25 protein-coding genes are annotated in these 25,608 nt (G+C 66.0%); 10 read left to right on the forward strand and 15 right to left on the reverse strand.

Going from position 1 to position 25,608, the window contains the following annotated elements; genetic code table 11:
- Positions 1-40: 40 nt before the first annotated feature.
- From K3A85_RS14545 to phoB, 10 genes are all read left to right on the forward strand, one after another.
- A complete protein-coding gene (locus K3A85_RS14545; protein WP_225207227.1) occupies positions 41-1,555 on the forward strand; it encodes an arylsulfatase in 1,515 nt (504 codons plus the stop codon).
- A 234-nt stretch (positions 1,556-1,789) separates the two neighbouring features.
- Complete coding sequence (locus K3A85_RS14550; protein WP_225207228.1) at positions 1,790-2,095, forward strand: hypothetical protein; 306 nt, start codon at positions 1,790-1,792, stop codon at positions 2,093-2,095.
- A 117-nt stretch (positions 2,096-2,212) separates the two neighbouring features.
- A complete protein-coding gene (locus K3A85_RS14555; protein ID WP_225207229.1) occupies positions 2,213-2,431 on the forward strand; it encodes a hypothetical protein in 219 nt (72 codons plus the stop codon).
- A gap of 79 nt (positions 2,432-2,510) precedes the next feature.
- Positions 2,511-3,686 (forward strand): sensor histidine kinase, encoded by a 1,176-nt coding sequence (locus tag K3A85_RS14560; RefSeq protein ID WP_225207230.1) that lies wholly within the window; start codon positions 2,511-2,513, stop codon positions 3,684-3,686.
- Positions 3,687-3,792: 106 nt separating this feature from the next.
- On the forward strand, positions 3,793-4,845 hold the full coding sequence (locus K3A85_RS14565) for a substrate-binding domain-containing protein (RefSeq protein WP_225207231.1): 1,053 nt from the start codon (positions 3,793-3,795) through the stop codon (positions 4,843-4,845).
- Between the two features lie 16 nt (positions 4,846-4,861).
- Complete coding sequence (gene pstC, locus K3A85_RS14570) at positions 4,862-6,244, forward strand: phosphate ABC transporter permease subunit PstC (RefSeq protein ID WP_225207232.1); 1,383 nt, start codon at positions 4,862-4,864, stop codon at positions 6,242-6,244.
- Between the two features lie 7 nt (positions 6,245-6,251).
- Positions 6,252-7,511: a phosphate ABC transporter permease PstA gene (pstA, locus tag K3A85_RS14575; protein ID WP_225207233.1), complete on the forward strand. Its 1,260-nt coding sequence runs from the start codon at positions 6,252-6,254 to the stop codon at positions 7,509-7,511.
- A 1-nt stretch (position 7,512) separates the two neighbouring features.
- On the forward strand, positions 7,513-8,346 hold the full coding sequence (gene pstB / locus K3A85_RS14580) for a phosphate ABC transporter ATP-binding protein PstB (protein WP_225207234.1): 834 nt from the start codon (positions 7,513-7,515) through the stop codon (positions 8,344-8,346).
- An 11-nt stretch (positions 8,347-8,357) separates the two neighbouring features.
- Positions 8,358-9,044 carry a phosphate signaling complex protein PhoU gene (phoU, locus tag K3A85_RS14585; protein WP_225207235.1) on the forward strand — a complete coding sequence of 229 codons (687 nt, stop codon included), beginning with the start codon at positions 8,358-8,360 and terminating at the stop codon, positions 9,042-9,044.
- A 76-nt stretch (positions 9,045-9,120) separates the two neighbouring features.
- A complete protein-coding gene (phoB, locus tag K3A85_RS14590) occupies positions 9,121-9,810 on the forward strand; it encodes a phosphate regulon transcriptional regulator PhoB (RefSeq protein WP_225207236.1) in 690 nt (229 codons plus the stop codon).
- Between the two features lie 31 nt (positions 9,811-9,841).
- Here phoB and K3A85_RS14595 read toward each other — a convergent pair whose 3' ends face one another.
- The 15 genes from K3A85_RS14595 to K3A85_RS14665 form a co-directional block, all read right to left on the reverse strand.
- On the reverse strand, positions 9,842-10,114 hold the full coding sequence (locus K3A85_RS14595; RefSeq protein WP_225207237.1) for a DUF1467 family protein: 273 nt from the start codon (positions 10,112-10,114) through the stop codon (positions 9,842-9,844).
- A 20-nt stretch (positions 10,115-10,134) separates the two neighbouring features.
- Positions 10,135-11,787, reverse strand: a complete 1,653-nt coding sequence (locus tag K3A85_RS14600) for a ribonuclease J (RefSeq protein ID WP_225207238.1) — start codon at positions 11,785-11,787, stop codon at positions 10,135-10,137.
- A 33-nt stretch (positions 11,788-11,820) separates the two neighbouring features.
- Entirely contained in the window at positions 11,821-12,603 is a 783-nt protein-coding gene (locus K3A85_RS14605) for a type III pantothenate kinase (RefSeq protein ID WP_225207239.1), read from the reverse strand.
- 38 nt (positions 12,604-12,641) lie between these two features.
- Positions 12,642-13,355 carry a biotin--[acetyl-CoA-carboxylase] ligase gene (locus tag K3A85_RS14610; RefSeq protein ID WP_225207240.1) on the reverse strand — a complete coding sequence of 238 codons (714 nt, stop codon included), beginning with the start codon at positions 13,353-13,355 and terminating at the stop codon, positions 12,642-12,644.
- 22 nt (positions 13,356-13,377) lie between these two features.
- Complete coding sequence (gene nuoN / locus K3A85_RS14615; protein ID WP_225207241.1) at positions 13,378-14,841, reverse strand: NADH-quinone oxidoreductase subunit NuoN; 1,464 nt, start codon at positions 14,839-14,841, stop codon at positions 13,378-13,380.
- Positions 14,841-16,391 carry an NADH-quinone oxidoreductase subunit M gene (locus tag K3A85_RS14620; RefSeq protein WP_225207242.1) on the reverse strand — a complete coding sequence of 517 codons (1,551 nt, stop codon included), beginning with the start codon at positions 16,389-16,391 and terminating at the stop codon, positions 14,841-14,843. Before K3A85_RS14620 ends, nuoN begins: the two co-directional genes overlap by 1 nt.
- Positions 16,388-18,481 carry an NADH-quinone oxidoreductase subunit L gene (nuoL, locus tag K3A85_RS14625; protein WP_225207243.1) on the reverse strand — a complete coding sequence of 698 codons (2,094 nt, stop codon included), beginning with the start codon at positions 18,479-18,481 and terminating at the stop codon, positions 16,388-16,390. The genes K3A85_RS14620 and nuoL overlap by 4 nt, the downstream gene beginning before the upstream one ends.
- Before the next feature lie 5 nt (positions 18,482-18,486).
- A complete protein-coding gene (gene nuoK, locus K3A85_RS14630; RefSeq protein ID WP_169492928.1) occupies positions 18,487-18,792 on the reverse strand; it encodes an NADH-quinone oxidoreductase subunit NuoK in 306 nt (101 codons plus the stop codon).
- Positions 18,792-19,409 carry an NADH-quinone oxidoreductase subunit J gene (locus K3A85_RS14635; RefSeq protein ID WP_225207244.1) on the reverse strand — a complete coding sequence of 206 codons (618 nt, stop codon included), beginning with the start codon at positions 19,407-19,409 and terminating at the stop codon, positions 18,792-18,794. The genes nuoK and K3A85_RS14635 overlap by 1 nt, the downstream gene beginning before the upstream one ends.
- A gap of 176 nt (positions 19,410-19,585) precedes the next feature.
- Positions 19,586-20,071 (reverse strand): NADH-quinone oxidoreductase subunit NuoI, encoded by a 486-nt coding sequence (gene nuoI / locus K3A85_RS14640; protein ID WP_169492930.1) that lies wholly within the window; start codon positions 20,069-20,071, stop codon positions 19,586-19,588.
- Positions 20,068-20,592, reverse strand: a complete 525-nt coding sequence (locus tag K3A85_RS14645; protein WP_225207245.1) for a hypothetical protein — start codon at positions 20,590-20,592, stop codon at positions 20,068-20,070. Before K3A85_RS14645 ends, nuoI begins: the two co-directional genes overlap by 4 nt.
- The gene (nuoH, locus tag K3A85_RS14650; protein WP_225207246.1) at positions 20,589-21,635 is read right to left on the reverse strand and encodes an NADH-quinone oxidoreductase subunit NuoH; all 1,047 of its coding nucleotides are present in this window, start codon (positions 21,633-21,635) and stop codon (positions 20,589-20,591) included. Before nuoH ends, K3A85_RS14645 begins: the two co-directional genes overlap by 4 nt.
- On the reverse strand, positions 21,632-23,641 hold the full coding sequence (gene nuoG / locus K3A85_RS14655; protein WP_225207247.1) for an NADH-quinone oxidoreductase subunit NuoG: 2,010 nt from the start codon (positions 23,639-23,641) through the stop codon (positions 21,632-21,634). Before nuoG ends, nuoH begins: the two co-directional genes overlap by 4 nt.
- Positions 23,641-24,936, reverse strand: coding sequence for an NADH-quinone oxidoreductase subunit NuoF (nuoF, locus tag K3A85_RS14660; RefSeq protein WP_225207248.1), 1,296 nt, complete (start codon positions 24,934-24,936; stop codon positions 23,641-23,643). Before nuoF ends, nuoG begins: the two co-directional genes overlap by 1 nt.
- 1 nt (position 24,937) lies before the next feature.
- A complete protein-coding gene (locus tag K3A85_RS14665) occupies positions 24,938-25,606 on the reverse strand; it encodes a complex I 24 kDa subunit family protein (protein WP_225207249.1) in 669 nt (222 codons plus the stop codon).
- Between the last annotated feature and the right edge of the window lie 2 nt (positions 25,607-25,608).

Here is a 25,608-nt window from a genome sequence, read left to right on the forward strand (position 1 = left end):
ATCGCGTTACTTGCGAGCAATTCACCCGCGGAGAACGAACATGGCTTCGAAACCGAATATCCTGGTCATCTGGGGAGACGACATCGGCTGGCAGAATGTCAGTGCCTACGGGCTCGGGACGATGGGCTACACCACCCCGAACATCGACAGCATCGGTCTCGGCGGAATCCGCTTTACCGACCACTACGCCCAGCAGTCGTGCACCGCCGGGCGCGCTGCGTTCATCACCGGGCAGTACCCGATCCGTTCGGGCATGGTCACCGTCGGACAGCCAGGCGATGCCCTGGGGCTGCAGAAGGCTTCGCCCTGCCTCGCCGAAGTTATGAAGGAAGCCGGCTACCGGACCGGCCACTTCGGCAAGAGCCACCTCGGCGACCGCAACGAGCATCTGCCGACCAACCACGGCTTCGACGAATTCTTCGGCAACCTCTACCACCTCAATGTGTCCGAGGAAGACCAGCAGCGCGACTATCAGAACTTCGCCAAAGCGTATTCGGGCAGCCTCGAGGAATACGAAAAGAAGTTCGGCGCGCGCGGCGTGATCCACAGCTTCGCCACCGACGTCGACGATCCCACCGAAGACCCCCGCTTTGGCCGCGTCGGCAAGCAGAAGATCGAGGATACCGGCCCGCTCCACCAGGAGCGCATGCACGACGTCGACGCGGCCGAGTTCATCCCGAAGGCGCTCGATTTCATGAAGAACGCCAAGGATGCCGACGAACCGTTCTTCGTGTGGCTCAACACCAGTCGCATGCACCTCTACACCCGGCTCAACGACAAGTGGCGCTACGCGGCGGAAAAGTACTCGTCCGAGGCCGACATCCACGGCTCGGGCATGCTCCAGCACGATCATGACGTCGGCCTGGTGCTCGATTTCCTCAAGGAACACGGCCTCGACGAGAACACCATCGTCTGGTACTCGACCGACAACGGCCCCGAGCACTCGTCGTGGCCGCACGGCGGAACAACGCCGTGGCGGGGCGAGAAGATGACCACCTACGAAGGCGGCGTCCGGGTGATCTCGATGCTGCGCTGGCCGGGCGTGATCGAGCCGCTCCAGCTCAAGAACGGTATCCAGTCGCACCAGGACATGTTCACCACGCTGGCCGCGGCCGCAGGCGTGCCGGACGTGCGCGAAAAGGTCCTCGCCGAGAAGAACCAGTACATCGATGGCGTCAACAACCTCGACTACTGGCTCGGAAAGTCCGAGGACTCGGCCCGCAACCACATCTTCCACTACAACGAATCCAAGCTCACCGCGATGCGGATGGGGCCGTGGAAGTGGCACTTCTCGACGGCCGAGGACTACTACGGCACGATCGTCGGCCGCTCCAAGCCGCTGGTGTTCAACATCCGCATGGACCCGTTCGAAAGCTACGACAACAGCGACTCCTACGGTCACCTGATCCAGAAGGTCTCGTGGCAGACCGGGCCGATGGGCGAGATGATGAAGGAGCACCTGATGACGCTCGCCAAGTACCCCCCGGTCCAGGGCGGCAAGAGCTTCGACATGTCGAACGTGGTCGAACAGTTCATGAGCAAGGGCCACGACTGATCGCCAGGAAGGACGGGGTTTGGTCGGCGTGTCCGAACCCCGCCCGACTGCCATGGGCGTGGATCACCGCCGTGCGCGAGCAAGGCCCGCGGCATGCGGGCTTCGGGCGAGGTCCGAAATGGACCCAGTTTTATCCGTGAATTGAGGCACTTACGAGACTAGCGGTGGAACGCGCATGAGCCGGTCGGGTTGAAATCTGAAACTCGGCACGGTGAAAATGGCAGGTATTTCGACATGGGCTCACGCCTCTCAAGCGCAGCGCAGCGGCTGCGGAGCGCGGCTATCAGCCTCACCAGCACCGAAGACGTCGCGCTCATCAACCGCTTCGCCGACGAGCTCGATTCCCTGTCGAGCAAGGAGGAGCAATTGAAGAAGCTCGGTCTCGCGTCCGAGCGCTCGGGCACCAGCGAGGCGCTGCGGGCCTGCCTCAGCAGCGCCTTCCCGCTTCCCGAGGACAACAACTTCCGCGGCCTGCTCGCCCTGCTCGAGGAAGCGATGTGGGACGAGGAGAAGGCGCGCTCGCAGCCCAGCCACCACTGACCACGGGCCGCAGCGCCTGAACCCGGCGCGGCGGCGCCGCATTGCTGGCACGGACGTTGCGTCGCGGCCGCCAAGCGGCTAGGCGTCCGCGCACCGGGGCAACAGGAAAGACCCAACGTGGCGAGCTTACCGCACGACGCCGCCGGCGCAGCGCCGCCGTCAAGCGTCGTGATCTGCCATCTCGACAGCGCCAGGTTCATCGGAGAAGCCCCTGCCGGGGTTCCCGCCCGGAATGTCGTCGACCGGGAGCCGATCCCGGCAGGCTACGGCTTCCCCGAGGCGAGCCCGGTGGTGTGTCGCGCCCGAGCCGCGCGCAGGCCAAGAGCCGCGGTGTGACGACCACCGGACGGATTGCCGCCGAACCCGCGCGAGCTTCGTGTCATCCCTTCGCAACATGCATGCTATTGACAGGCCGATGATGAAGGGCGCCAATCTTCCATGGTCGGGCATCGCAATCGCCATCGGCACCGCGATCGCCATGACGTTCGCCGGCGCAAATCCTTGGCTCGCGGTCGCGGTGCTGATCCTCTGGCTCGGCTCGTTGTGGCTGTCGCGGCCCGAACCGACGGTCGAGACGCGCGGCGCGGAGGAAGGCAGCGTGAGCCGCCATGCAATGGCCGAACTCGTCGAGCCGTTCTCGGTCCCCGTGCTGATGCTCGACAATCAGCGCATCGCCGCCGCCAATGCCGCCGCACGCGAAGCGCTGGGGCCGCACATCGTCGGCCAGGACGCCCGCGTCGCGCTGCGCCATCCGGCCGCGGTCAAGCTGCTCGACCAGCCCGAGGGCAGCGCGATGGTCCGCGGGCTGACCGGGGCGCGTTCGATCTGGCAGGTCAACCGCGTGTCGATCGACACCCGCTTCTCGCTGATCGAGCTGGTCAACCGCACCGCCGAGGCGGACATCAGCCGCGCCCACACCGATTTCGTCGCCAATGCGAGCCACGAACTGCGCACCCCGCTCGCCTCGATCATCGGCTACATCGAGACCCTGTCCGATCCCGACGCCAAGGTCGACAAGGCGACCGCGGCGCGCTTCCATGCGACCGTCCTGCGCGAGGCCAAGCGCCTGCAGGGCCTGGTCGAGGACCTGATGAGCCTGTCGCGGATCGAAGCCGAGAAGCACGAAGTGCCGACCGAACGGATCGATCTCGGCCAGCTCGCCGAGAGCATCGTCGGCGAGGTCGGCGCCACGGTCGGCGAGGATCGCGTACAGGTCTCGGCCGTCCCCGCCGTCGTCGCCGGCGACCGCCAGCAGCTCGATCAGGTGATCCGCAACCTGATCGACAACGCGCTCAAGTACGGCGCCGCCGACAAGCCGGTGGTCGTGGCGGTCGCCAACGACGGCCGCGACGCGGTGCTTACCGTGACCGACCGCGGCGAAGGCATCCACCCCGACCACATCCCCTACCTCACCCGGCGCTTCTACCGCACCGATCCGGGGCGCAGCCGCCAGGCGGGGGGAACCGGCCTCGGTCTCGCGATCGTCAAGCACATCGTGGAACGCCATCGCGGCGACCTCGACATTTCCAGTACGCTCGGAGTAGGGACGACCGTCACGATCCGTTTCGCAATTGCGGCAACGGCGTCGTGACATGCCTGCCCGACTCATGGCCTGACTGTAACAAAAACGTCACGAAACCGTCGCATTGCCCGCAACTTCTTTGCCCAGAACCATCGCGTCAGGAAGGATTCCCCCGATGAGCAGCAAGACCGTCGTTCCGCTTTCCCTCGCCACCGTCGCGCTCGCGGCGCTTTCGCTCGCCGGGTGCGGCTCGCAGGGTGGCGGCAGCCGCGACCAGGTGCGCGCGGTCGGCTCCTCGACCGTCTACCCCTTCGCCAAGGCGGTGGCCGAGCAGCTTGCCAAGTCGGATCCCTCGATCAAGTCGCCGATCATCGAATCCACCGGCACGGGCGCGGGGATGAAGCTGTTCTGCGCCGGCGTCGGCCCGCAGCACCCCGACATCGAGGACGCCTCGCGCCGGATGAAGAAGTCCGAGTTCGAGGAATGCCAGAAGAACGGCGTGAAGGAGATCGTCGAGATCCAGGTCGGCCTCGACGGCGTCGCCTTCGCCGAGGGCAGCAAGGGCCCCGGCATCGCGCTCACGCCCGAGGACGTCTACAAGGCGCTGGCCAAGAACCCCTACGGCAAGCCCAACGCCGCCAAGACCTGGAAGGACGTGAACCCGGCGCTGCCCGACGAGCCGATCCTGGTCTACGGCCCGCCCTCGACCTCGGGCACGCGCGATGCGCTCAAGGAGCTGATCCTGGGCAAGGGTTGCGACGCCAACCCCGAGATGAAGGCGCTCAAGGAAAGCGACAAGGACAAGCACGAGGCGATCTGCGGCGAAGTGCGTGAAGACGGCGCCTATGTCGACGCCGGCGAGAACGACAACCTGATCGTGCAGAAGATCGAGGCCAACCCCAAGGCGATCGGCATCTTCGGTTTCTCCTACCTCGAGGAGAATTCGGACAAGCTCAAGGGTCTGACCATGTCGGGCATCACCCCGACCTACCAGACCATTTCCGACTTCACCTATCCCGGCGCCCGCCCGCTCTACATCTATGTCAAGAAGGCGCACCTCAAGGCGATCCCGGGGCTGCAGGGTTATGTCACGGAATGGTCAAAGGCGTGGGGCAAGGGCGGACTGCTGGCCAAGCTCGGCATGGTCGTCGCGCCCGACGACGTGATCGCCAAGAGCACCAAGGCCGTCGCGGACCTGCCCGTGCTCGACGGCAACGAACTGAAGTAAGGAAGACGATCGCATTATGTCGCCAGCCATCCTGCTCCTGCTCGCCTTCGGGTTGGGTCTCGTCGGCTGGCTGGCGGCACGCTCGCGGGCCTGGGCCTTCCGCCGCTCCGCTCCGCTCGGGCGGATCCACTCGCTGCCGGGCTTCCACGCCTGGTACGTGGCGCTGTGGATCGCCGTCCCCGCGCTGCTGTTCGCGTTGGTGTGGAACGCGCTGAGCCCCGAACTGGTCACCCAGAGCGTGCTTTCGGATCCGGCCGCGGCGGCACTGCCGGCCTTCGGCTTCGAGCGCGATTCGATGCTGGCGGAGGCGCAGGCGGTCGCGCTCGGCAATGCGCCCGCGGTCTTCAACCCCGATGCGCAAGGCCTGGTCGAGCCCTATCGTGCGGCGATCTTCCGCTACGAGGTGATCGGCCTTGTCGCGACGCTGGTGATCGCGCTGGCCGGCGGCATCTTCTCGTTCCTCCGGCTCAAGCCCGATTTCACCGCGCGCACCCGGGTCGAACGCGCGGTGATGGGCCTGCTGCTGGTCGCCTCGCTGGTCGCGATCCTGACCACGCTCGGCATCATCGTCAGCCTGGTGTTCGAGACGGTGCGCTTCTTCACCATGGTCTCGCCCGTCGACTTCCTGTTCGGCACGCACTGGGCGCCCGACCCGATGAGCAGCGGCGCGCCCGACGGCAAGCAGTTCGGCGCCATCCCGCTGTTCTGGGGCACGATCTACATCGGCGCGATCATCGCGATGATCGTCGCCATCCCGCTCGGGCTGATGAGCGCGATCTACCTGACGCAGTACGCCTCGAACACCGTCCGCCAGGTGATGAAGCCCCTGCTCGAGATCCTCGCCGGCGTGCCGACGGTGGTCTACGGCTACTTCGCCGCGCTGACCGTCGCCCCGGCCGTGCGCGATGCGGCGCAAGCGATCGGGATTTCGAGCGCCTCGACCGAAAGCGCGCTTGCCGCGGGCCTCGTGATGGGGGTGATGATCATCCCCTTCGTCTCGTCGATGGCCGACGATTCGATCGCGGCGGTGCCGCAGGCGATGCGCGACGGCAGCCTTGCGATGGGCGCGACCAAGGCTGAGACGATCAGCAAGGTGCTGGTGCCCGCTGCGCTGCCCGGCATCGTCGCCGGCGTGATGCTCGCGATCAGCCGCGCGATCGGCGAGACCATGATCGTGGTCATGGCCGCAGGGGCTTCGGCCAACCTGACCGCCAACCCGTTCCAGTCGATGACCACGGTGACCTTCCAGATCGTGGCGATGCTGACCGGCGAAGGCAGTTTCGACCACCCCGCCACGCTGTCCGCCTTCGCGCTCGGCATGGTCCTGTTCCTGGTCACGCTGACCCTGAATTTCATCGCGTTGCGCGTCGTCAAGCGCTACCGCGAAGCCTACGAGTGACCGGCAGATGAGCGACAGCATCGATCAGATCCAGACGGCGCGCCGCGCGCGGATGCAGGCCGGGCTCGCCCGCCGCTACCGCGCCGACCGCGCGTTTCGCTGGCTCGGCCTTTCGGCCATCGTGTTCTCGGCGCTGGTCCTCGCGTTCCTGCTGGTCTCGATGACCTCGAACGGGATCGCCGGCTTCCAGCGCGCCGAGTTGCGCTTCCAGGTGCCGCTCAAGGGCCAGCTGCTGGTCGATCCGGCGCGCCTGTCGCAGGCCGATCCGCTCGGCGCGCTCGAAAGCGCCGGCCTGCCGATGATCGTCGACACCGCCGCCGACCAGGCGCTAGGCGCGGGCGGCGCGGGCTATCTCGCGCCCGGCGCGTGGCGCGACCTCGGCATGCGGATCGTCGCGCACCCCGACTTGCTCGAGCAGGCGACGGTCGACGTCTCGCTGCCCGCCAGCGACGACCTTGCCGCCGCCCGCCGTGGCTCCGGCGACAAGGCGCTGCAGGACGCGGCCTATGGCCTTGGCCGCAAGGGCCAGCTGGTCCGCGCGATCGACTGGGGCTTCCTCTCCCGCTCCGACGCCACCAGTCCGCAGGCGGTGGGCATCTGGGGGGCGCTCAAGGGTTCGATCCTGACGATGCTCGTCACGCTCGGCCTCGCCTTCCCCGTCGGCGTGCTCGCCGCGCTCTATCTCGAGGAATACGCCACCCGCAATCGCTGGACCGACCTGATCGAGATCTCGATCAACAACCTGGCGGCGGTTCCCTCGATCATCTTCGGCCTGCTCGGCCTCGCGGTCTTCCTCGGCCTGTTTCCCAATTGGCGTTCCGCGCCGGTGATCGGCGGCATGACGCTCGCGCTGATGACGATGCCGGTCATCGTCATCTCGGGGCGCAACGCGATCAAGGCGGTGCCGCCCTCGATCCGCGACGCCGCGCTGGCGATGGGCGCGAGCCCGGTGCAGGTGGTGTTCCACCATGTCCTGCCGCTCGCCCTGCCCGGCATCCTCACCGGCACGATCATCGGCATGGCGCGCGCGCTGGGCGAGACCGCGCCGCTGCTGATGATCGGCATGCGCGCCTTCGTCGCCAGCCCGCCCTCGGGCTTCACCGCGCCGTCGAGCGTGCTGCCCGTGCAGATCTTCCTCTGGTCCGACGAGATCGACCGCGGCTTCATCGAGCGCACCAGCGCGGCGATCGTGGTCCTGCTCGTCTTCCTGCTCCTGATGAACGGCCTTGCGATCTACCTTCGCAACCGCTTCGAAAAACGGTGGTAACATGAACGCGCCCGCCCCGACCCCCGCACCGACGCCGACGTCGACGCCGCCTGCATCGCCGTTTCCCGACCCGGTCGCCGAAGCGAAGATCAGCGCCAAGGACGTCTCGGTGTTCTATGGCGCCAAGCGCGCCATCGACGCCGTGTCGATCGACATTCCCAAGAGCTACGTGACCGCGTTCATCGGGCCTTCGGGCTGCGGCAAGTCGACCTTCCTGCGCTCGCTCAACCGCATGAACGACACGATTGCCGGCGCCCGCGTCGAAGGAGAGATCCTGCTCGACGGCGAGGACATCTACCGTTCCGGCATGGACGTAGTGCAGCTGCGCGCGCGCGTCGGCATGGTGTTCCAGAAGCCGAACCCGTTCCCCAAGTCGATCTACGACAACATCGCCTATGGCCCGAAGATCCACGGCATCACCGGCAGCAAGAGCGAGCTCGACGGGATCGTCGAAAGCTCGCTTCAGCGCGCCGGCCTGTGGGACGAGGTCAAGGACCGCCTGAGCGACAGCGGCACGGCGCTTTCGGGCGGCCAGCAGCAGCGCCTGTGCATCGCCCGCGCGATCGCGGTCGATCCCGAAGTGATCCTGATGGACGAGCCGTGCTCGGCGCTCGATCCCATCGCCACCGCGCGCATCGAGGAACTGATCGACGAACTGCGGGGCCGCTACGCCATCGTGATCGTTACCCACTCGATGCAGCAGGCCGCGCGCGTCTCGCAGCGGACCGCCTTCTTCCACCTGGGCAAGATCGTCGAGTACGGCACCACGTCCGACATCTTTACCAACCCCCGGGAAGAGCGCACGAAGGACTACATCACCGGTCGCTACGGCTGAAGGAACGCGAAATGGTCGCCGAACATACCGTCAAGGCATTCGACGAGGACATCACCCGCCTGCGCGGGCTCGTCGCGGAAATGGGCGGCCTTGCCGAACTCTCGATCGCCGAGGCGATGGATTCGCTCGTCTCGGGCAACGAGGAACTGGCCAAGGGCGTGATCGCGCGCGACAAGCGCATCGACCAGCTCGAGGCGGAGGTCGATCGCCTGTCGGTACGCGTCCTCGCGCTGCGGGCGCCGATGGCCGACGACCTGCGCGAAGTGATCGCCGCGCTGAAGATCGCCGGGGTGATCGAGCGCATCGGCGACTATGCCAAGAACATCGCCAAGCGCGTCGGCCATATCGAAGGGCGCAAGCGCTTCGAGCCGCTGACGCTGCTCCCGGTGATGAACGAGATGGCCGGCGACATGGTCCACGACGTGCTCACCGCCTACGCCGCGCGCGATGCGGTGGCGGCGGCCGAGATCGTCCAGCGCGACGCCAAGGTCGACGCCTTCTACGACAGCGTGTTCCGCAACTTCGTGTCTTACATGGTCGAAAATCCCGCGACGATCAGCTCCGTGGCGCAACTGATGTTCGTTGCTCGCAACATCGAGCGGATCGGCGACCAGGCGACCAACATCGCCGAAATGGTCCATTACGCCGCCACCGGCACCTATCTCCCCGAGCGCGAAGACGTTCCGCCGCCGGCGTAACAAACTGCCCTGCGGGCTGGTCACACGGCGGTAACATTTGGCGTGTCTTGCGCGCAGGACTGTCACGGAGGAATGTGTGTCGGCTCCCAAGCTGCTTCTCGTCGAAGATGATACCGCGCTGGCCGAACTCGTCGAATACCGCTTCCGTGGCGAAGGATACGATGTCCGCACCACCGATGACGGCGACGAGGCGCTGCTGCTGGCGGCCGAGGACACCCCCGATCTCGTGCTGCTCGACTGGATGATCGGCGGCACCAGCGGCATCGAGGTCTGCCGCCGCCTGCGCCGCAACAAGTCGACCGCGCACGTGCCGATCATCATGCTGACCGCCCGCCATGACGAGGACGACCGGGTGCGCGGGCTTGAAACCGGCGCCGACGACTATGTCACCAAGCCGTTCTCCCCGCGCGAACTGATCGCCCGTGTCGGCGCGGTGCTGCGCCGCGTGCGGCCCGCGCTTGCTGGCGAAACCATCACCGTCGGCGACCTGACGCTCGATCCCACTGCGCACCGCGTCACTCGCCGCGGGGAATCGCTCAAGATCGGCCCGACCGAGTTCCGCCTGCTCAAGCATTTCATGGAGCACCCGGGCCGCGTGTTCTCGCGCGGACAGCTGCTCGATGCAGTCTGGGGCAGCGGATCGGACATCGAACTGCGCACTGTCGACGTCCACATCCGCCGCCTGCGCCAGGCGATCGCCCTGCCCGGCGCCGCCGATCCCGTGCGCACCGTGCGCTCGGCCGGCTACGCGCTCGAAGGCGTCTGACCGCGCCTCGAGCGCCGCTCCCGGCGCTGGATCAGATGCCCATCAGGCGCGAGACGTCGAGATCGTCGATCGTGATCCACTTGTTCACGTAGTTGACGTAGTAGAGCCCGAAAAGCACTGCCGAAAGGATCGTGGCGCGCAGCGCGACGCGCCCGGGACGCCAGTTGGCCGGCGCCGAATGTGCCTGTCCCGGCACGCGCTCCACCCCCAGCTCGTCCGCCGTCCGCACCCCGAACGGCATGACCAGGAACGCGGCGAACACCCAGAACAGCGAATAGATCGCGACGATCGACGTCCACTTCATCGTCCGGCCACCTTTCAGGCTCAGCTTTCGCGCAGCAGGATCTGGACCACCGGCTTCTTGCCCGACCAGCGCTGCGCCGCGCGCCTTACCGCGAGCCGCACCGCTTCGGCAACCGCCACGCGGTCGCGCTTGCGGTCGCCCTTGAGGGTACGCACCGCCTCGGCGCCGTCGCTTTCAGCCTCGATGATGAAGTCCTGCAGGTCCTCGTCCAGCGGCAGTCCGACCGGCGCGACCTGGACCGGCGAGACCAGCTTGCCATCGCGCGACACCGCCAGCGAGACCGCGACGATCCCGCCCTGCCCCAGCTTGCGCCGCACGCCCATCGCCTCGCCATCGGCGGGCGCGATGATGTCGCCGTCGAGAACGAGCCGCCCGGCGCGCACTTCGGTCAGCTTGTGCGGTCCATTGGGCGCGAGGCGGACGAGATCGCCGTTCTTCTGGACGATCGTGCGGGGGATGCCCTCGGCCTTGCCCAGGCGGGCCTGCTCGGTCATGTGGCGGATCTCGCCGTGCACCGGCACCAGGATCTGCGGCCGCAGCCAGTCGTAGAGCGCGACCAGCTCGGGCCGCCCCGGATGGCCCGAAACGTGGATCATCGACTGCCGGTCGGTGACCAGATGGACGCCCTTTTCGACGAGCTGGTTCTGGATCCGCCCGATCGACAGCTCGTTGCCCGGGATCTGCCGGCTGGAGAACAGCACCACGTCGCCCTTCTCGAGCTTGATCGGGTGCTGGTCGGCGGCGATGCGCGACAGCGCCGCGCGCGGCTCGCCCTGCCCGCCGGTGGCGAGGATCAGCACCTCGCCGCGCGGCAGGTCCATCGCCGCATCCATCGAGATCGGATCGGGGAAGTCCTGGAGGTAACCGCAGGCCTGCGACACCGCGATGATACGGTCGAGCGAGCGCCCGGCGACGCAAAGCTGGCGCCCGGTCGCCTCGGCCACCTCGCCCAGCGTCTGCAGCCGCGCGACGTTCGAGGCGAAAGTCGTCACCACCACCCGGCGGCCCTTCAACTGCTCGATCGTCTCGAGCAGCCCCGCCCGCACCGCGCCCTCGGAGCCCGAGGGGTTGGGATTGAAAACATTGGTCGAATCGCAGACGAGCGCGAGCACGCCCTCGTCGCCGATCGCGGTCAGCTCCTCCTCGGTCGCAGGGGTCCCGATGCGCGGCTCGTCATCGAGCTTCCAGTCGCCGGTGTGGAACACGCGGCCATAGGGCGTGTCGATCACCAGCGCATTGCCTTCGGCGATCGAATGCGCCAGCGGCACGTAGCGGATGTCGAACGGCCCCAGGCTGAACGCGGCCTCGTTGGGCACGACGTTGAGCTCGACGGTCTTGTCGAGCCCCGCCTCGACCAGCTTCTCGTTGACCAGACGCGCGGTGAACGGCGTCGCATAAAGCGGCACGCCGAGCTCCTGCGCGAAATAGGGAACTGCGCCGATGTGATCCTCGTGCGCGTGCGTGAGCACGATGCCGAGCAGGTCTTCGGCGCGCTCCTCGATGAATTCGAGGTCGGCGAAGACCAGGTCCACCCCCGGATAGTAGGGGTCGGCGAAGGTCATGCCGAGGTCGACCATCAGCCACTTGCCGTTGCAACCGTAGAGGTTGACGTTCATCCCGATCTCGCCCGAACCGCCGAGTGCGAGGAAAAGCAGTTCCTTGCCGGGCTTCACGTCGTCTCCTTCAACTTTGTCATCCTTGTTCCGTCAGGCGAGCGCCGCTGCGCGTTCGCCGAGCAATGCGATGCCGTCGAGCGTCAGGTCGGCGTCGACGTGATCGAAGATCTCGGTGTGGTCGCCGAACAGCACCGCCAGCCCGCCGGTCGCGACCACTTGCGCCGGGCGGCCGATTTCACTGCGCATACGTGCGATCAGACCTTCCATCATCGCGACATAGCCCCAGAACACGCCGATGTGCATCTGGTCTTCGGTGTTACGCCCGATCACGCTGCGGCTCGCCGGCGCCTCGATGGCGATGCGCGGCAGCTTTGCCGCCGCACTGACCAATGCGTCGAGCGAGAGATTGATCCCCGGGGCGATGATCCCGCCCTTGTAGGATCCCATGAAGTCGATGTGGTCGAACGTCGTCGCGGTGCCGAAGTCGACGACGATCAGGTCCCCGGCATACTTGGCGTGCGCCGCAATCGCGTTGACCGCACGGTCCGCGCCGAGCGAGCGCGGCTCGTCGACATCGGCGATGAAGCCGTAGCTCGCGAGGCCTTCGCCCGCGACCAGCGCGTCGATCCCGAAATACTTCTGCGACAGGACCTTGAGGTTGTGCAGCGCGCGCGGGACGACGGTCGAGATGACGATCTGCCGGACCGCGTGGCGATCGAACCCTTCGAGCTGGAGCAACTGGAGCAGCCATACCGCATATTCGTCGCCGGTCCGGCGCGGGTCGGTAGCGACGCGCCAGCGTCCCTTGATCTCGCGCCCGTCAAACAGCGCGAAGACCACGTTGGTGTTGCCCACATCCACGGCCAGCAGCATCGGCTTCGTCCTTCTCCCGATCGATCGCGAGTGGCGCGTCAGCCGACCAGATCGATGTCGCCGGCGTGGATGGCACGGGTCGCGCCATCCGCCAAGCGCAGAAGCGCGACGCCATCGCCATCGATCCCGCCGAAAGCGCCCATCAACAGGCCGTGCTCGCGGTCGTTCACGCTGATCAGGCTGCCCACCGGCATCGCACGCGCCAGCCATTCCTGCCGCAGTGCCGACCATTCGCCGCAGTGCCAGCGGGTCAGCGCCCAGTGCCATTCCTGCGCCAGCGCCTCGGCGAAGGCATCGCGCGAAACCCGGAAGCCGAGCGATTCCAGCGAGGCGGTCGCGCGGTCAGGCAGGTCCGGGGCTTGCGCGAGGTTGACGCCGATGCCGACGACGATGCTGTCGCCTTGCCGTTCGAGCAGGATGCCGGCCAGCTTGGCCTGGCCCGCCAGCAGGTCGTTGGGCCACTTGAGCACCAGCCCCTCCAGCCCCGGCGCCAGCGCCATCACCGCGCGGTGGACGGCAAGCCCGGCCACGAGCGCAAGGGTCTGCGGCAGCGGATCGCCGCTGCGCAGATGCGCCACGGTCGAGCCCATGAAATTGCCGAACCCATCGGACCAGACGCGACCCGCGCGCCCGCGCCCCGCGACCTGGCGGTCCGCGACCAGCCAGTCGCCCTCGGGCGCGGACTCGCCCGCGGCAAGCCGGTCGAGCAAGGCCGCATTGGTCGAGCCGATCTGCGCGACCGTCTCGATCATGCCGCGCCTCTTGCCGGGCGCATCAGGCGTGGAACAGCGCCGCTGCGGCGTTGCCCGCCAGCGCGTGCAACCAGTTGGTCAGCAGGTAGCCGAGCGGCGAGATGAACACCGAGGCGATCACCAGCAGCACGCCATGGGCCAGCTCCGACTTGCCCCGGACCTTGTCGGCCGCCTCGTCGAAGTACATCACCTTGACCACCTTGAGGTAGTAGAAGGCGCCGATCACCGAGGCGGCGATGCCGATCGCGGCAAGCGCGACGAGGTTGGCCTGCACCGCAGCCTGGAACACCACGAACTTGCCCCAGAAGCCGAACAGAGGGGGAATGCCGGCAAGGCTGAACATCACCGCAGCCAGGGCTGCAGCAAGGCCCGGGCGGGTCTTGGACAGGCCGGCAAGCTCGGCGATCGATTCCACGGGCTCACCGTCTTCGTCGCGCAGCATCAGGATCGCGACGAAGCCCGCGACCGACATCGCGACGTAGATCGCGATGTAGATCAGCATCGCCGCCGCGCCCGGCTGGTTCGCGCAGGCAAGGCCGATCAGGATAAAGCCGACGTTGTTGATCGACGAATAGGCCATCAGGCGCTTGATGTTGTCCTGCCCGATCGCGCCCAGCGCGCCGATCACGATCGACAGGATCGCGGCGAAGATCACGATCTGCTGCCAGGCCTGCGGCGCGGCGCCGAAGGCGACCAGGCTGACGCGCATCAGCAGCGCCAGCGCCGAAACCTTGGACGCTGTGGCGAAGAAGGTGGTCACCGGGGTCGGCGCGCCTTCGTAGACGTCGGGCGTCCACATGTGGAACGGCGCGGCGCTGATCTTGAAGGCGAGCCCGGCAAACACGAAGACCATGCCGAACACCGCGCCGGTCGAAAGCGTGCCGCCCGCGATCGCAGCGCGGATGCCTTCGAAGCTGGTGGTGCCGGTGAAGCCGTAGGTCAGGCTCACGCCGTAGAGCAGGATGCCCGAAGCGAGCGAGCCGAGCACGAAGTACTTGAGGCCCGATTCCGCCGAACGCTCGTCGTTGCGCAGCAGCGCGGCGAGCACGTACGAGGCAAGGCTGTTGAGCTCGAGCCCGATGTAGAGCGTGAGCAGGTCGGTGGCCGAGACCATGATGCCCATGCCGAGCGCCGCGAACAACACCAGCAGCGGGAATTCGGCGCGCATCGCCTTGAAGCGATCGAAGAACGCAGGCGCGACGATCAGCGTGACCGCTGCCGACGCGTAGATCAGCAGCTTGCCGAAGGACGAGAAGGCATCGGCGCGGTACTGACCGAAGAAGGCGGCGGTATCGGCGCCCATTGCGGCACCGCACAGCGCGGGCGCGGCGATCAGCGCCGCAGCGGTGAGCACGGCAACGCTGGCGATCGAGATCGCGCGCGCGGCCTTGTCACCGGCCCAGGCGGCCCACAGCAGCAGGATCAGCCCGGCAATGCTGAGCAGTTCCTCGCCGGCGACGAGGTGGAGAGAGCGGACGAGTTCCATCAGTGCGCCTCCCCGTGCGCGTCATTGTGCTCTGCGGCTTCGTGTTCAGCGGCGGGCTTGCCCGTGCCCTTCTTGACCTGCGCATCGCCCTTGGGCGCGGCAACGGCAACGCGGGCATCGAGCGTGGCGATGTCCTTGCGCATCGGCGCGAGGAACGATTCCGGATAAACGCCCATCCACAGCACGACGAGGCCCAGCGGAACCATCATCAGCCATTCGCGCGTATCCAGATCGGGCATCGCGGCGGCGTCGGCGTGTCTCTGCTCGCCGAAGATCACCCGGCGATAGAGATAGAGCATGTAGGCCGCGCCCAGGATGATCCCCGTGGTGCAGACCAGCGCGACCCAGCTCGACGCCTGATACACGCCCATCAGCGAAAGGAATTCGCCGACGAACCCGCTGGTGCCCGGCAGGCCGATCGAGGCCATCGTGAACAGCAGGAAGAACAGCGCGAAATAGGGCATGTTGATCGCAAGGCCACCGTAGCGGTCGATCTCGCGGGTGTGCAGGCGATCGTAGATCACGCCTACCCCAAGGAACAGCGCGCCCGCGACCAGACCGTGGCTGAGCATGATCAGCATCGAGCCTTCGAGGCCCTGCACGTTGAAGGCGAACAGCCCGATCGTCACGATCGCCATGTGCGCAACCGAGGAATAGGCGATCAGCTTCTTGATGTCGTGCTGCACCAGCGCGATCAGCGAGGTGATCACCACCGCCGCCATCGACAGGCCCCAGACCAGCGGCGCGAACTGTGCCGAGGCGACCGGGAACATCGGCAGCGAGAAGCGGATGAAGCCATAGCCGCCCATCTTCAGCAGCACGCCTGCCAGGATCACCGACCCCGCCGTCGGCGCCTGAACGTGCGCGTCGGGCAGCCAGGTGTGGACCGGCCACATCGGCATCTTCACCGCAAAGCTCGCGAAGAAGGCGAGGAACAGCCAGGTCTGCGCCTGCGGCGGGAAGTCGTACTGCATCAGCGTCGGGATGTCGGTCGTGCCGGCGGCATTCACCATCCAGAACATCGCGATCAGCATCAGCACCGAGCCGAGCAGCGTGTAGAGGAAGAACTTGTAGCTGGCGTAGATGCGATCCGCGCCACCCCAGATGCCGATGATCAGGTACATCGGGATCAGGCCGGCTTCGAACATGATGTAGAACAGGAACAGGTCCTGCGCCGCGAAGACGCCGATCATCAGCGTTTCCATCAGCAGGAAGGCGGCGTAGTATTCGCCCGCGCGCTTCTCGATCGAGTTCCAGCTCGCGCCGATGCAGATCGGCATCAGGAACACGGTCAGCGCGATCAGCACCAGCGCGATGCCGTCGATGCCCAGCGCCCAGCTGAAGCCGGCGAACAGGTTCGCCCGCTCGGTGAACTGCCACTGCGCGCCGCCAGTGTCGAACTGGGTCCACAGGACCGCGCCCAGCGCCAGATCGACCAGCGTCGTCACCAGCGCGATCATCCGCGCCTGTTCACGCCCCGCCTTGAGGCACGCCACCGCGCCGACCAGCGGCACCAGCAGCATGAGGCTCAGAATAGGAAAGCCGCTCATCGTGCAATCACCCAGCTGATCGCCCCGACAAGTCCGACGAGCATGACCAGCGCATAGCTGTAGAGATATCCGGACTGGAGCTTGACCGCAGCCTTGCTCCCCTGCGCCACGATCCAGGCAGCGCCGTTCGGGCCGAAGCGGTCGATGATCCCCTGGTCGCCCACCGTCCAGAACACCCGGCCCAGCCACATCGCGGGGCGGACGAACAGGAAGTGGTAGAGTTCGTCGAAGTACCACTTGTTGAGCAGGAACCGGTAGAGGAACGCAAACTGGTCGACGAACGCCGCCGGGAACTTCGGATTGCGGATGTAGGCGTAGCACGCGATCAGGAAGCCGGCGGCCATGACCGTGAACGGCGCCCACTTCACCCAGTGCGGCACGCCATGCATCGCGTGGATCAGGTGTTCGTGGAACACCAGCGCACCCTTCCAGAATTCGCCCTCGCCTTCGCTGACGAAGGCATGGTTGAAGACGATGCCGGCAAAGACCGCGCCCAACGACAGGATGCCCAGCGGCACCAGCATGTTGAGCGGGCTTTCGTGCGGGTGGTAGCCGGCCGTGCCGTCCCCATGCGCGTCATGCGCGAGAGCATGGCCATGCGCGTGCGGCTCGTGGCCTGCATCTTCTTGCGCCGGCGGGTTGTGATGCTCGCTGTCGGCGTGGTCGCCGTGACCATGCGCATCGTGCACCGCATGCTGGATGTGCTCGCTCTGCTCCCACCGCGGCTTGCCGAAGAAGGTCAGGAACACCAGGCGCCAGGAGTAGAAGCTGGTCAGCAGCGCGGCGAAGATGCCCATGAAGAAGGCGAAGTGCGAAAGTTCGGTGCCGCGCGCATAGGCCGCCTCGAGGATCGCGTCCTTCGAGTAGAAACCGGCAAAGCCCGCGACGTCGACGATGCCAACGCCGGTGATCGCCAGCGTGCCCATCATCATCGCCCAGAATGTCAGCGGGATGTGGCGACGCAGACCGCCATAATACCGCATGTCCTGTTCGTGGTGCATCGCGTGGATGACCGAACCCGCGCCAAGGAACAGCAGCGCCTTGAAGAAGGCGTGGGTGAACAGGTGGAACATCGCCGCGCCATAGGCGCCGACGCCCGCGGCAAAGAACATGTAGCCGAGCTGCGAACAGGTCGAATAGGCGATCACGCGCTTGATGTCGGTCTGCGTGGTGCCGACCGTCGCCGCAAAGAAGCAGGTTGCGGCGCCGATGAAGGTCACGAAGCCCAATGCGGTCGGGCTGCATTCGAACAGCGGCGACAGGCGGCAGACCATGAACACGCCCGCGGTCACCATGGTAGCGGCATGGATCAGCGCCGACACCGGGGTCGGGCCTTCCATCGCGTCGGGAAGCCAGGTGTGCAGGCCGAGCTGCGCCGACTTGCCCATCGCGCCGATGAACAGCAGGATGCACAGCACGGTTGCGGTGTCGAAGCGATGACCCAGGAAGCCGATGGTCGAACCGTTGAGCACGCCAGGCGCCGTCTGCAGGATGGTCGGGATCGACACGGTGCCGAACACCAGGAACACCCCGAAGATGCCCATCATGAAGCCGAGGTCGCCCACGCGGTTGACCACGAAGGCCTTCATCGCGGCGGCGTTGGCGCTGGGCTTGCGGAACCAGAAGCCGATCAGCAGGTACGAGGCCAGGCCCACCCCTTCCCAGCCGAAGAACATCTGCACCAGATTGTCCGCCGTCACCAGCATGAGCATGGCGAAGGTGAACAGCGAAAGGTACGCGAAGAAGCGCGGCTGGTCCGGCTCCTCGCTCATGTAGCCCCATGAGTACAGGTGGACGAGCGCCGAGACGCTGGTGATAACCACCAGCATGACCGCGGTCAGCGTATCGACGCGCAGCGCCCACTGGAAGTCGAGGTCACCCGACTTCACCCATTGCAGCACCGGCACCACGGTAGCTTCGGCGCTGCCGTTCAGGAACGACAGGAAGATCGGCCACGACAGCGCGCAGCTGATGAACAGCGCGCCCGTGGTCACGACCTTGCTCGGCACGAAGCCCAGCTTCTTGTTGCCGAGCCCGGCGACGATCGCTGCCAGCAGCGGCAGGAACACGATGATCAGGATAGGATGCACGTCTCTTATCCCTTCATCCGGTTGACGTCGTCGACGGCGATGGTGCCGCGTCCGCGGAAGTAGATGACGAGGATCGCAAGGCCGATGGCCGCCTCACCCGCCGCCACGGTCAGCACGAACATTGCGAAGATCTGGCCGACCAGATCGTGCAGCGCCGCGCTGAAGGCGACCAGGTTCAGGTTCACCGACAGCAGGATCAGCTCGATCGCCATCAGGATGATGATGACGTTCTTGCGGTTGAGGAAGATGCCGAGCACGCCGAGCACGAAGAGGATCGCGCTGACCACGACATAATGTTCGATGCCGATCATCAGAGCTGGACCCCCTTGCCCACTTCCGGCTGCACGTTGATCGTGGCGTCCTCGGGACGGCGCGCGACCTGCTTGGCAATGTTCTGCCCGCGCACGCCGCTGCGCTGGCGATGGGTCAGCACGATCGCGCCGATCATGGCGACCAGCAGGATCACGCCCGCCGCTTCGAACAGGAACAGGTAACGGCTGTAGAGCAGCGCGCCGATGGCCGCCGTGTTCGACAGCCCCGCCGTCGCCGCGCCGGTACCGTCGGCCACGCCCAGCGGCAGGGCCCCTGCGCGATAGGCGCCAACGCCCAGCACCAGCTCGGCCAGAAGCACCACCGCCAGCACGAAGCCCAGCGGGAAATTGTTGATGAACCCGGCACGCAGTTCGGCGAAGTCGATGTCGAGCATCATGACGACGAACAGGAACAGGACCGCGACCGCGCCGACGTAGACGATCACCAGCAGCATCGCGATGAATTCAGCGCCGGCAAGGACCATCAGGCCCGCGGCGTTGAAGAACGCGAGGATCAGCCAGAGCACAGAGTGCACCGGATTGCGCGCGAGAATGGTGATCGCGCCGGAGGCGATCATCAGCGTCGCGAAGAGGTAGAAGGCGAATGCCTGGATCATCTCAAAATCCTCCCCGGCACGGGGAGGTGGCGCGCGCGCAGCGCGTGACGGAGGGGGCCATCGCGATGGCGCACCCTTGCGTTGGGAGGCGGGCCCCCTCCACCACCCTGCGGGTGGTCCCCCTCCCCGCAGCGGGGAGGATCGTGTCAAAAGACTGGATCATGGTGCGCGGCCCCCTACCGGTACGGTGCGTCGGCTTCAAGGTTGGCAGCGATCGCGCGCTCCCACTTGTCCCCGTTCGCGAGCAGCTTGGCCTTGTCGTAGAGCAGTTCCTCGCGCGTTTCGGTCGCGAATTCGAGGTTCGGCCCTTCGACGATGGCATCCACCGGGCAGGCTTCCTGGCAGAAGCCGCAGTAGATGCACTTGGTCATGTCGATGTCGTAGCGCGTGGTGCGGCGGCTGCCATCCTCGCGCGGCTCGGCCTCGATCGTGATCGCCTGCGCCGGGCACACCGCCTCGCACAGCTTGCACGCGATGCAGCGTTCCTCGCCGTTGGGATAACGGCGCAGGGCGTGCTCACCACGGAAGCGCGGGGACAGCGGGTTCTTCTCGAACGGGTAGTTGATCGTCGCCTTGGGCTTGAAGAAATACTTCAAGGTCAGCCAGTGCGCCTTCACGAACTCCCACAGGGTGAAGCTCTTGATGAGCTGTGCGGCAGTCATTTGTTTTCCCCGCTCGTTCCAGCAGTCGAATTAGGAAATCCCGCAGCGAGCGTCTTTTTCATCTCGCCATCGGCGCGGTCCTTCAAAAGGCTACACGCACCGTAGAATTTGTATGGGCCATCTGCCGCCAATGGCTGACTCATCGCAATTGCCGAGTACCCAAACGGCCCAAACTCCGTCGAAGGAGTGATGCTGAGCGCATACATTGTACGGGCGTTGCCAGAGCTAAGCGTCAACGTCCTTGTTCCAGCCTCGTAGCTGTTCGTACTCGGTCGCGCCCCACCACTCAATCTGGCATCGGACTCAAGATAGTAGAGATCCCCATAATTTGGGTTTGCATCGGCAAGAGTCTCTGACCCGACCAACAAGTAGATCGGGGTCTTCAAAGTGGTCCAGTTCTCAAGTTTCTGCTTGCCATCGACCTCATGCCAGAAGCGGCAGTACAGCAAGTTTGCACCAACAGCCCCGGTGCTGTTTCCTGCTGACGTGGCCAAGGCGGCGGCAGCTAAAATCGCAATCATGCGAAGTGTCCGGTAGCCATGAGGTAACCACTGATCAGGAACACGAACAGCAGCGAGACGGGGAGGAATACCTTCCAGCCCAGGCGCATCAGCTGGTCATAGCGATAGCGGGGCACGGTGGCCTTCACCCAGCTGAAGATGAAGAAGAAGAACAGGATCTTGAGCAGCAGCCACACGAAGCCGGGCACGATGTAGAGGATCGGCAGATCGAGCGGCGGCAGCCAGCCGCCGAAGAACAGCGTGGCGTTGAGCGCGCACATCAGCAGCACGTTGGCGTATTCGCCCAGCCAGTAGAGCGCGAAGCTCATCGACGAATATTCGGTCTGGTAGCCGGCGACGAGTTCGGATTCCGCCTCGGTCAGGTCGAACGGCGCGCGCGCGGTTTCGGCCATGCCCGAAATCAGGAACATCACCCACATCGGGAACAGCAGCGGATTGAACACGAAGCCGTTGAACAGGCCGAGGACGTGACCCTGCTGCGCCTTGACGATATCGTTCAGGTTGAACGTGCCCGCCCACAGCACCACGCAGATCAGGATGAAGCCGATCGAGACTTCATAGCTGATCATCTGCGCCGAGGCGCGCATGGCCGAGAAGAACGGGTACTTCGAGTTCGACGACCAGCCCGCGATGACCACGCCGTAGACGCCGAGCGAGGAGATCGCGAGGACATAGAGCAGGCCGACGTTGATGTTGGCAAGGATCGCGCCCGAATTGAACGGGATCACCGCCCACGCCATCAGCGCCACGGTGAAAGTGATGATTGGCGCAATCAGGAACAGGCCCTTGTTCGCCGCCGCCGGAATGATGGTTTCCTGCAGGAACACCTTCAACCCATCCGCGAACGACTGCAGCAGGCCGATCGGGCCGACCACGTTCGGGCCGCGACGCAGCGCCATGGCCGCCCAGATCTTGCGGTCGGCATAGATGATCATCGCCACGCCGAGCATCAGCGGCAGCGCGATCAGCAGGATGCCGCACACGGTGGAAATGCCCCAGGCCCACCCGTAGGAGAGGCCGAGGCCCATGAAGAACTCGGTCATTCCGCGGCCTCCGCGAAGGTTTCACCGTGGACCAGCTCCGCCGAGCAGCGCTGCAGCGTCGGGCTAGCCCGGCCGATGGCGTTGGTCAGGTAACGGTCCTTGATCGGATAGCCCGCAATCACGCCTTCCGCCTTGGCATCAGAAGGAGCCGCAGGCAGCGCGCCGTAATCGGCAAGCCCTTCGGTGCCGAGCGCCGGCACTTCGGCAACCATCGCGGCGCGCAGCTGGTCGAAGCTGTCGAAGCCGACGGTCACGCCCAACGCATCGGCCAGGGCGCGCAGGATCGTCCAGTCCTCGCGGGCCTCGCCCGGCGCGAACACGGCCTTCTCCGAATATTGCACGCGGCCTTCGGTGTTGACGTAAGTGCCGTCCTTTTCGCTGAACGCGGCGGCAGGCAGGATCACGTCGGCAGCATGCGCCGCCTTGTCACCGTGGTGGCCGATGTGGACGATCATGCTGCCCGCAAACTTGGTGAAATCCACCTCGTCCGCGCCCAGCGAGATCACCATCTTCGGCTTGGCCGCGACGAGGTCGGCAATGCCGCCATCTTGCGCATAGCCGAGCATCAGGCCGCCCATGCGGCTCGCCGCCATGTGGACGACGTTGAAGCCGTTCCAGCCATCCCTGACCAGCTTGAAGCGCTCGGCGAAAGCCAGGCCAGCGCCCAGCGCGCCCTTGCCCAGCGCAGCGCCGCCGAGGATCACGGCCGGCTTTGAAGCACCTTCGAACGCATCGACCAGCGCCTGCGGCAGGTTGCCGAGGATCGACAGGTCGTCGCCCAGGAACGTCGCGGCGTAGGTCGGGTCCCATTCGGGGCCGACGATGAACACCTTGGCGCCCTTCTTCACCGCCTTGCGCAGGCGGGTGTTGAGCAGCGGCGCCTCGTCGCGGATCATCGAGCCGACGATCAGCACGGCATCGGCGTCCTCGATCCCGGCAAGGGTCGAATTGAAGTTCACCGCGGCGAGGTTCGACGCATCGTAGGCCAGACCCGTCTGCCGACCTTCGAGCAGGGTCGAGCCCAGAGCGCCCGCCAGCTTCTTCGCCGCGAACATCGTCTCGCAATCGACCAGGTCGCCCGCGATCACCGCGACCGACGAACCCGGATTGATCTTCGCCACGGCGTCGAACGCCTCGGCCCAAGTTGCGGCGACGAGCTTGCCGTCACGACGCAGCCAAGGCTTGTCGAGCCGGCGGCGGGTCAGGCCATCGACCATGTAGCGGCCACGGTCCGACAGCCATTCCTCGTTCACGTCGTCGTTCACGCGCGGCAGGATGCGCAGCACTTCGCGGCCGCGGCTGTCGAGCCGGATATTCGAACCGAGCGCGTCCGAAACGTCGATGGCGAGCGTCTTCTTCAGCTCCCACGGACGCGCCTCGAAGGCATAGGGCCGGCTGGTCAGCGCGCCGACCGGGCACAGGTCGATCACGTTGGCCGACAGCTCATGCTCCGCGGCCTTTTCGAGGTACGTGCTGATCTGCATGTTCTCGCCGCGATACAGCGCGCCGATTTCGTCCACGCCGGCGATCTCTTCCGAGAAGCGCACGCAGCGGGTGCAGTGGATGCAGCGGGTCATGATCGTCTTGATCAGCGGCCCCATGTACTTCTCGGTCACGGCACGCTTGTGCTCGTGATAGCGCGAGGCGCCCCGGCCATAGGCGACCGACTGGTCCTGCAGGTCGCATTCGCCGCCCTGGTCGCAGATCGGGCAGTCGAGCGGGTGGTTGATGAGCAGGAACTCCATCACCCCTTCGCGCGCCTTCTTGACCATTTCGGAATCCGTGCGGATTTCCTGGCCCTCGGTCGCCGGAAGCGCGCAGCTTGCCTGCGGCTTGGGCGGCCCGGGCTTCACCTCGACCAGGCACATGCGGCAGTTGCCCGCGATGCTCAGCCGCTCGTGATAGCAGAAGCGCGGGATTTCCTTGCCGGCCAGCTCGCACGCCTGCAGGACGGTAGCGCCCTGCGGGACCTCGAGTTCGACGCCGTCTACTTTGACCTTGGGCATTATTCGGCAGCCTCCCGGACGTCGCCCGCACGTTCGGCGATGCGGCGTTCGATTTCGGGGCGGAAGTGGCGGATCAGGCCCTGGATCGGCCATGCGGCCGCATCGCCCAGGGCGCAGATGGTGTGGCCTTCGACCTGCTTGGTGACTTCCTGCAGCATGTCGATCTCGGCCAGGTCGGCGTCACCGGTGCGCAGGCGCTCCATAACGCGCCACATCCACCCCGTTCCTTCGCGGCAGGGCGTGCACTGGCCGCAGCTTTCGTGCTTGTAGAAGTACGACAGGCGGCTGATTGCGCGGACGATGTCGGTCGACTTGTCCATGACGATCACGGCGGCGGTACCGAGGCCCGAGCCCAGCGCCTTCAGACCATCGAAGTCCATGGCCGCGTGGCGGATCTGCTCGCCCGGCACCAGCGGCACCGAGGAACCGCCGGGGATCACCGCCAGCAGGTTGTCCCAGCCGCCGCGAATGCCGCCGCAGTGCTTCTCGATCAGTTCCTCGAACGAGATGCTCATCGCCTCTTCGACGACGCAGGGGCGGTTCACGTGGCCGCTGATCTGGAAAAGCTTGGTGCCGCGGTTGTTCTCGTTGCCGAACGAGGAGAACCACGAAGCGCCCCGCCGCAGGATCGTCGGCGCGACCGCGATCGATTCCACGTTGTTGACTGTGGTGGGGCAGCCATAGAGGCCCGCACCCGCCGGAAACGGCGGCTTCAGGCGGGGCTGGCCCTTCTTGCCTTCCAGGCTTTCGATCATCGCGGTCTCTTCGCCGCAGATGTAGGCGCCCGCGCCGCGATGGACGAAGACGTCGAAGTCATAGCCCGAACCGCAGGCGTTCTTGCCCAGCAGGCCCGCCGCATAGGCTTCGTCACGCGCGGCGAACAGCGTCTCGGCTTCGCGAATGTATTCGCCGCGGATGTAGATGTAGGCCGCCCGCGCGCGCATCGCGAAGCCCGCCACCAGCGCGCCTTCGAGCAGCTTGTGCGGATCGTGGCGGATGATCTCGCGGTCCTTGCAGGAGCCGGGCTCGGATTCGTCGGCGTTGATCACGAGGAAGCTCGGACGGCCGTCCTTGCTTTCCTTGGGCATGAACGACCACTTCATGCCGGTGGGGAAGCCCGCACCGCCACGGCCGCGCAGGCCCGAATCCTTCACTTCCTGGATGATCGCGTCCTGCCCGCGTTCCAGCAGCGCCTTGGTGTTGTCCCAATCGCCGCGCGCCTGCGCAGCCTTCAGGTTCCACGGCTGATAGCCGTAGACGTTGGTGAAGATGCGGTCCTTGTCCTGCAGGGACATCTTACCACTCCCCTCGGTAATCGTGGTTCTCGCTCACCATCGCGGTCAGGTTCGACAGCGCGCCGGCGGGCTCCACCGTGTGGCGGCCCGGCTCCTGCGTGCCCGTCTTCGGCTGGCGGCCGGCGGCAAGCTCGTCGAGGATGTGCGTCACGCGCTCGGCGGTCAGGTCCTCGTAATTGTCGTCGTTGATCTGCACCATCGGGGCCGAGGCGCAGTTGCCCATGCATTCCACCTCGGTCAGCGTGAACAGGCCGTCGGGGGTGGTGTGCCCCTTCTTCATGCCCTTCGCCTTGCACGCGGCCATGATGTCGTCGGACCCACGCAGCATGCACGGCGTGGTACCGCAGACCTGCACGTGGAACCGGCCGACGGGCTGGATATTGTACATCGTGTAGAAGGTCGCGACCTCGAGCACGCGGATGATCGGCATGTCGAGCTGCGCGGCGACATATTCCATCACCGGCAGCGGCAGCCAGCCTTGCGTCCGGGTCTCGGCGCCGACCTGGCGCTGGGCCAGGTCGAGCAGCGGCATCACCGCCGAGCGCTGGCGCCCTTCGGGATAGCGCGTGATGATCTCCTTGGCCTTGGCCGCGTTGGCCTCGGTCCAGGCAAAGTTGCCCCAGCGCGCGCGCAGCTCGGGGCTGTCGGGTTCGGGATGACGATCAGCCATAA

Source organism: Novosphingobium huizhouense, from assembly GCF_020179475.1.
Taxonomy (GTDB): Bacteria; Pseudomonadota; Alphaproteobacteria; order Sphingomonadales; family Sphingomonadaceae; genus Novosphingobium; species Novosphingobium huizhouense.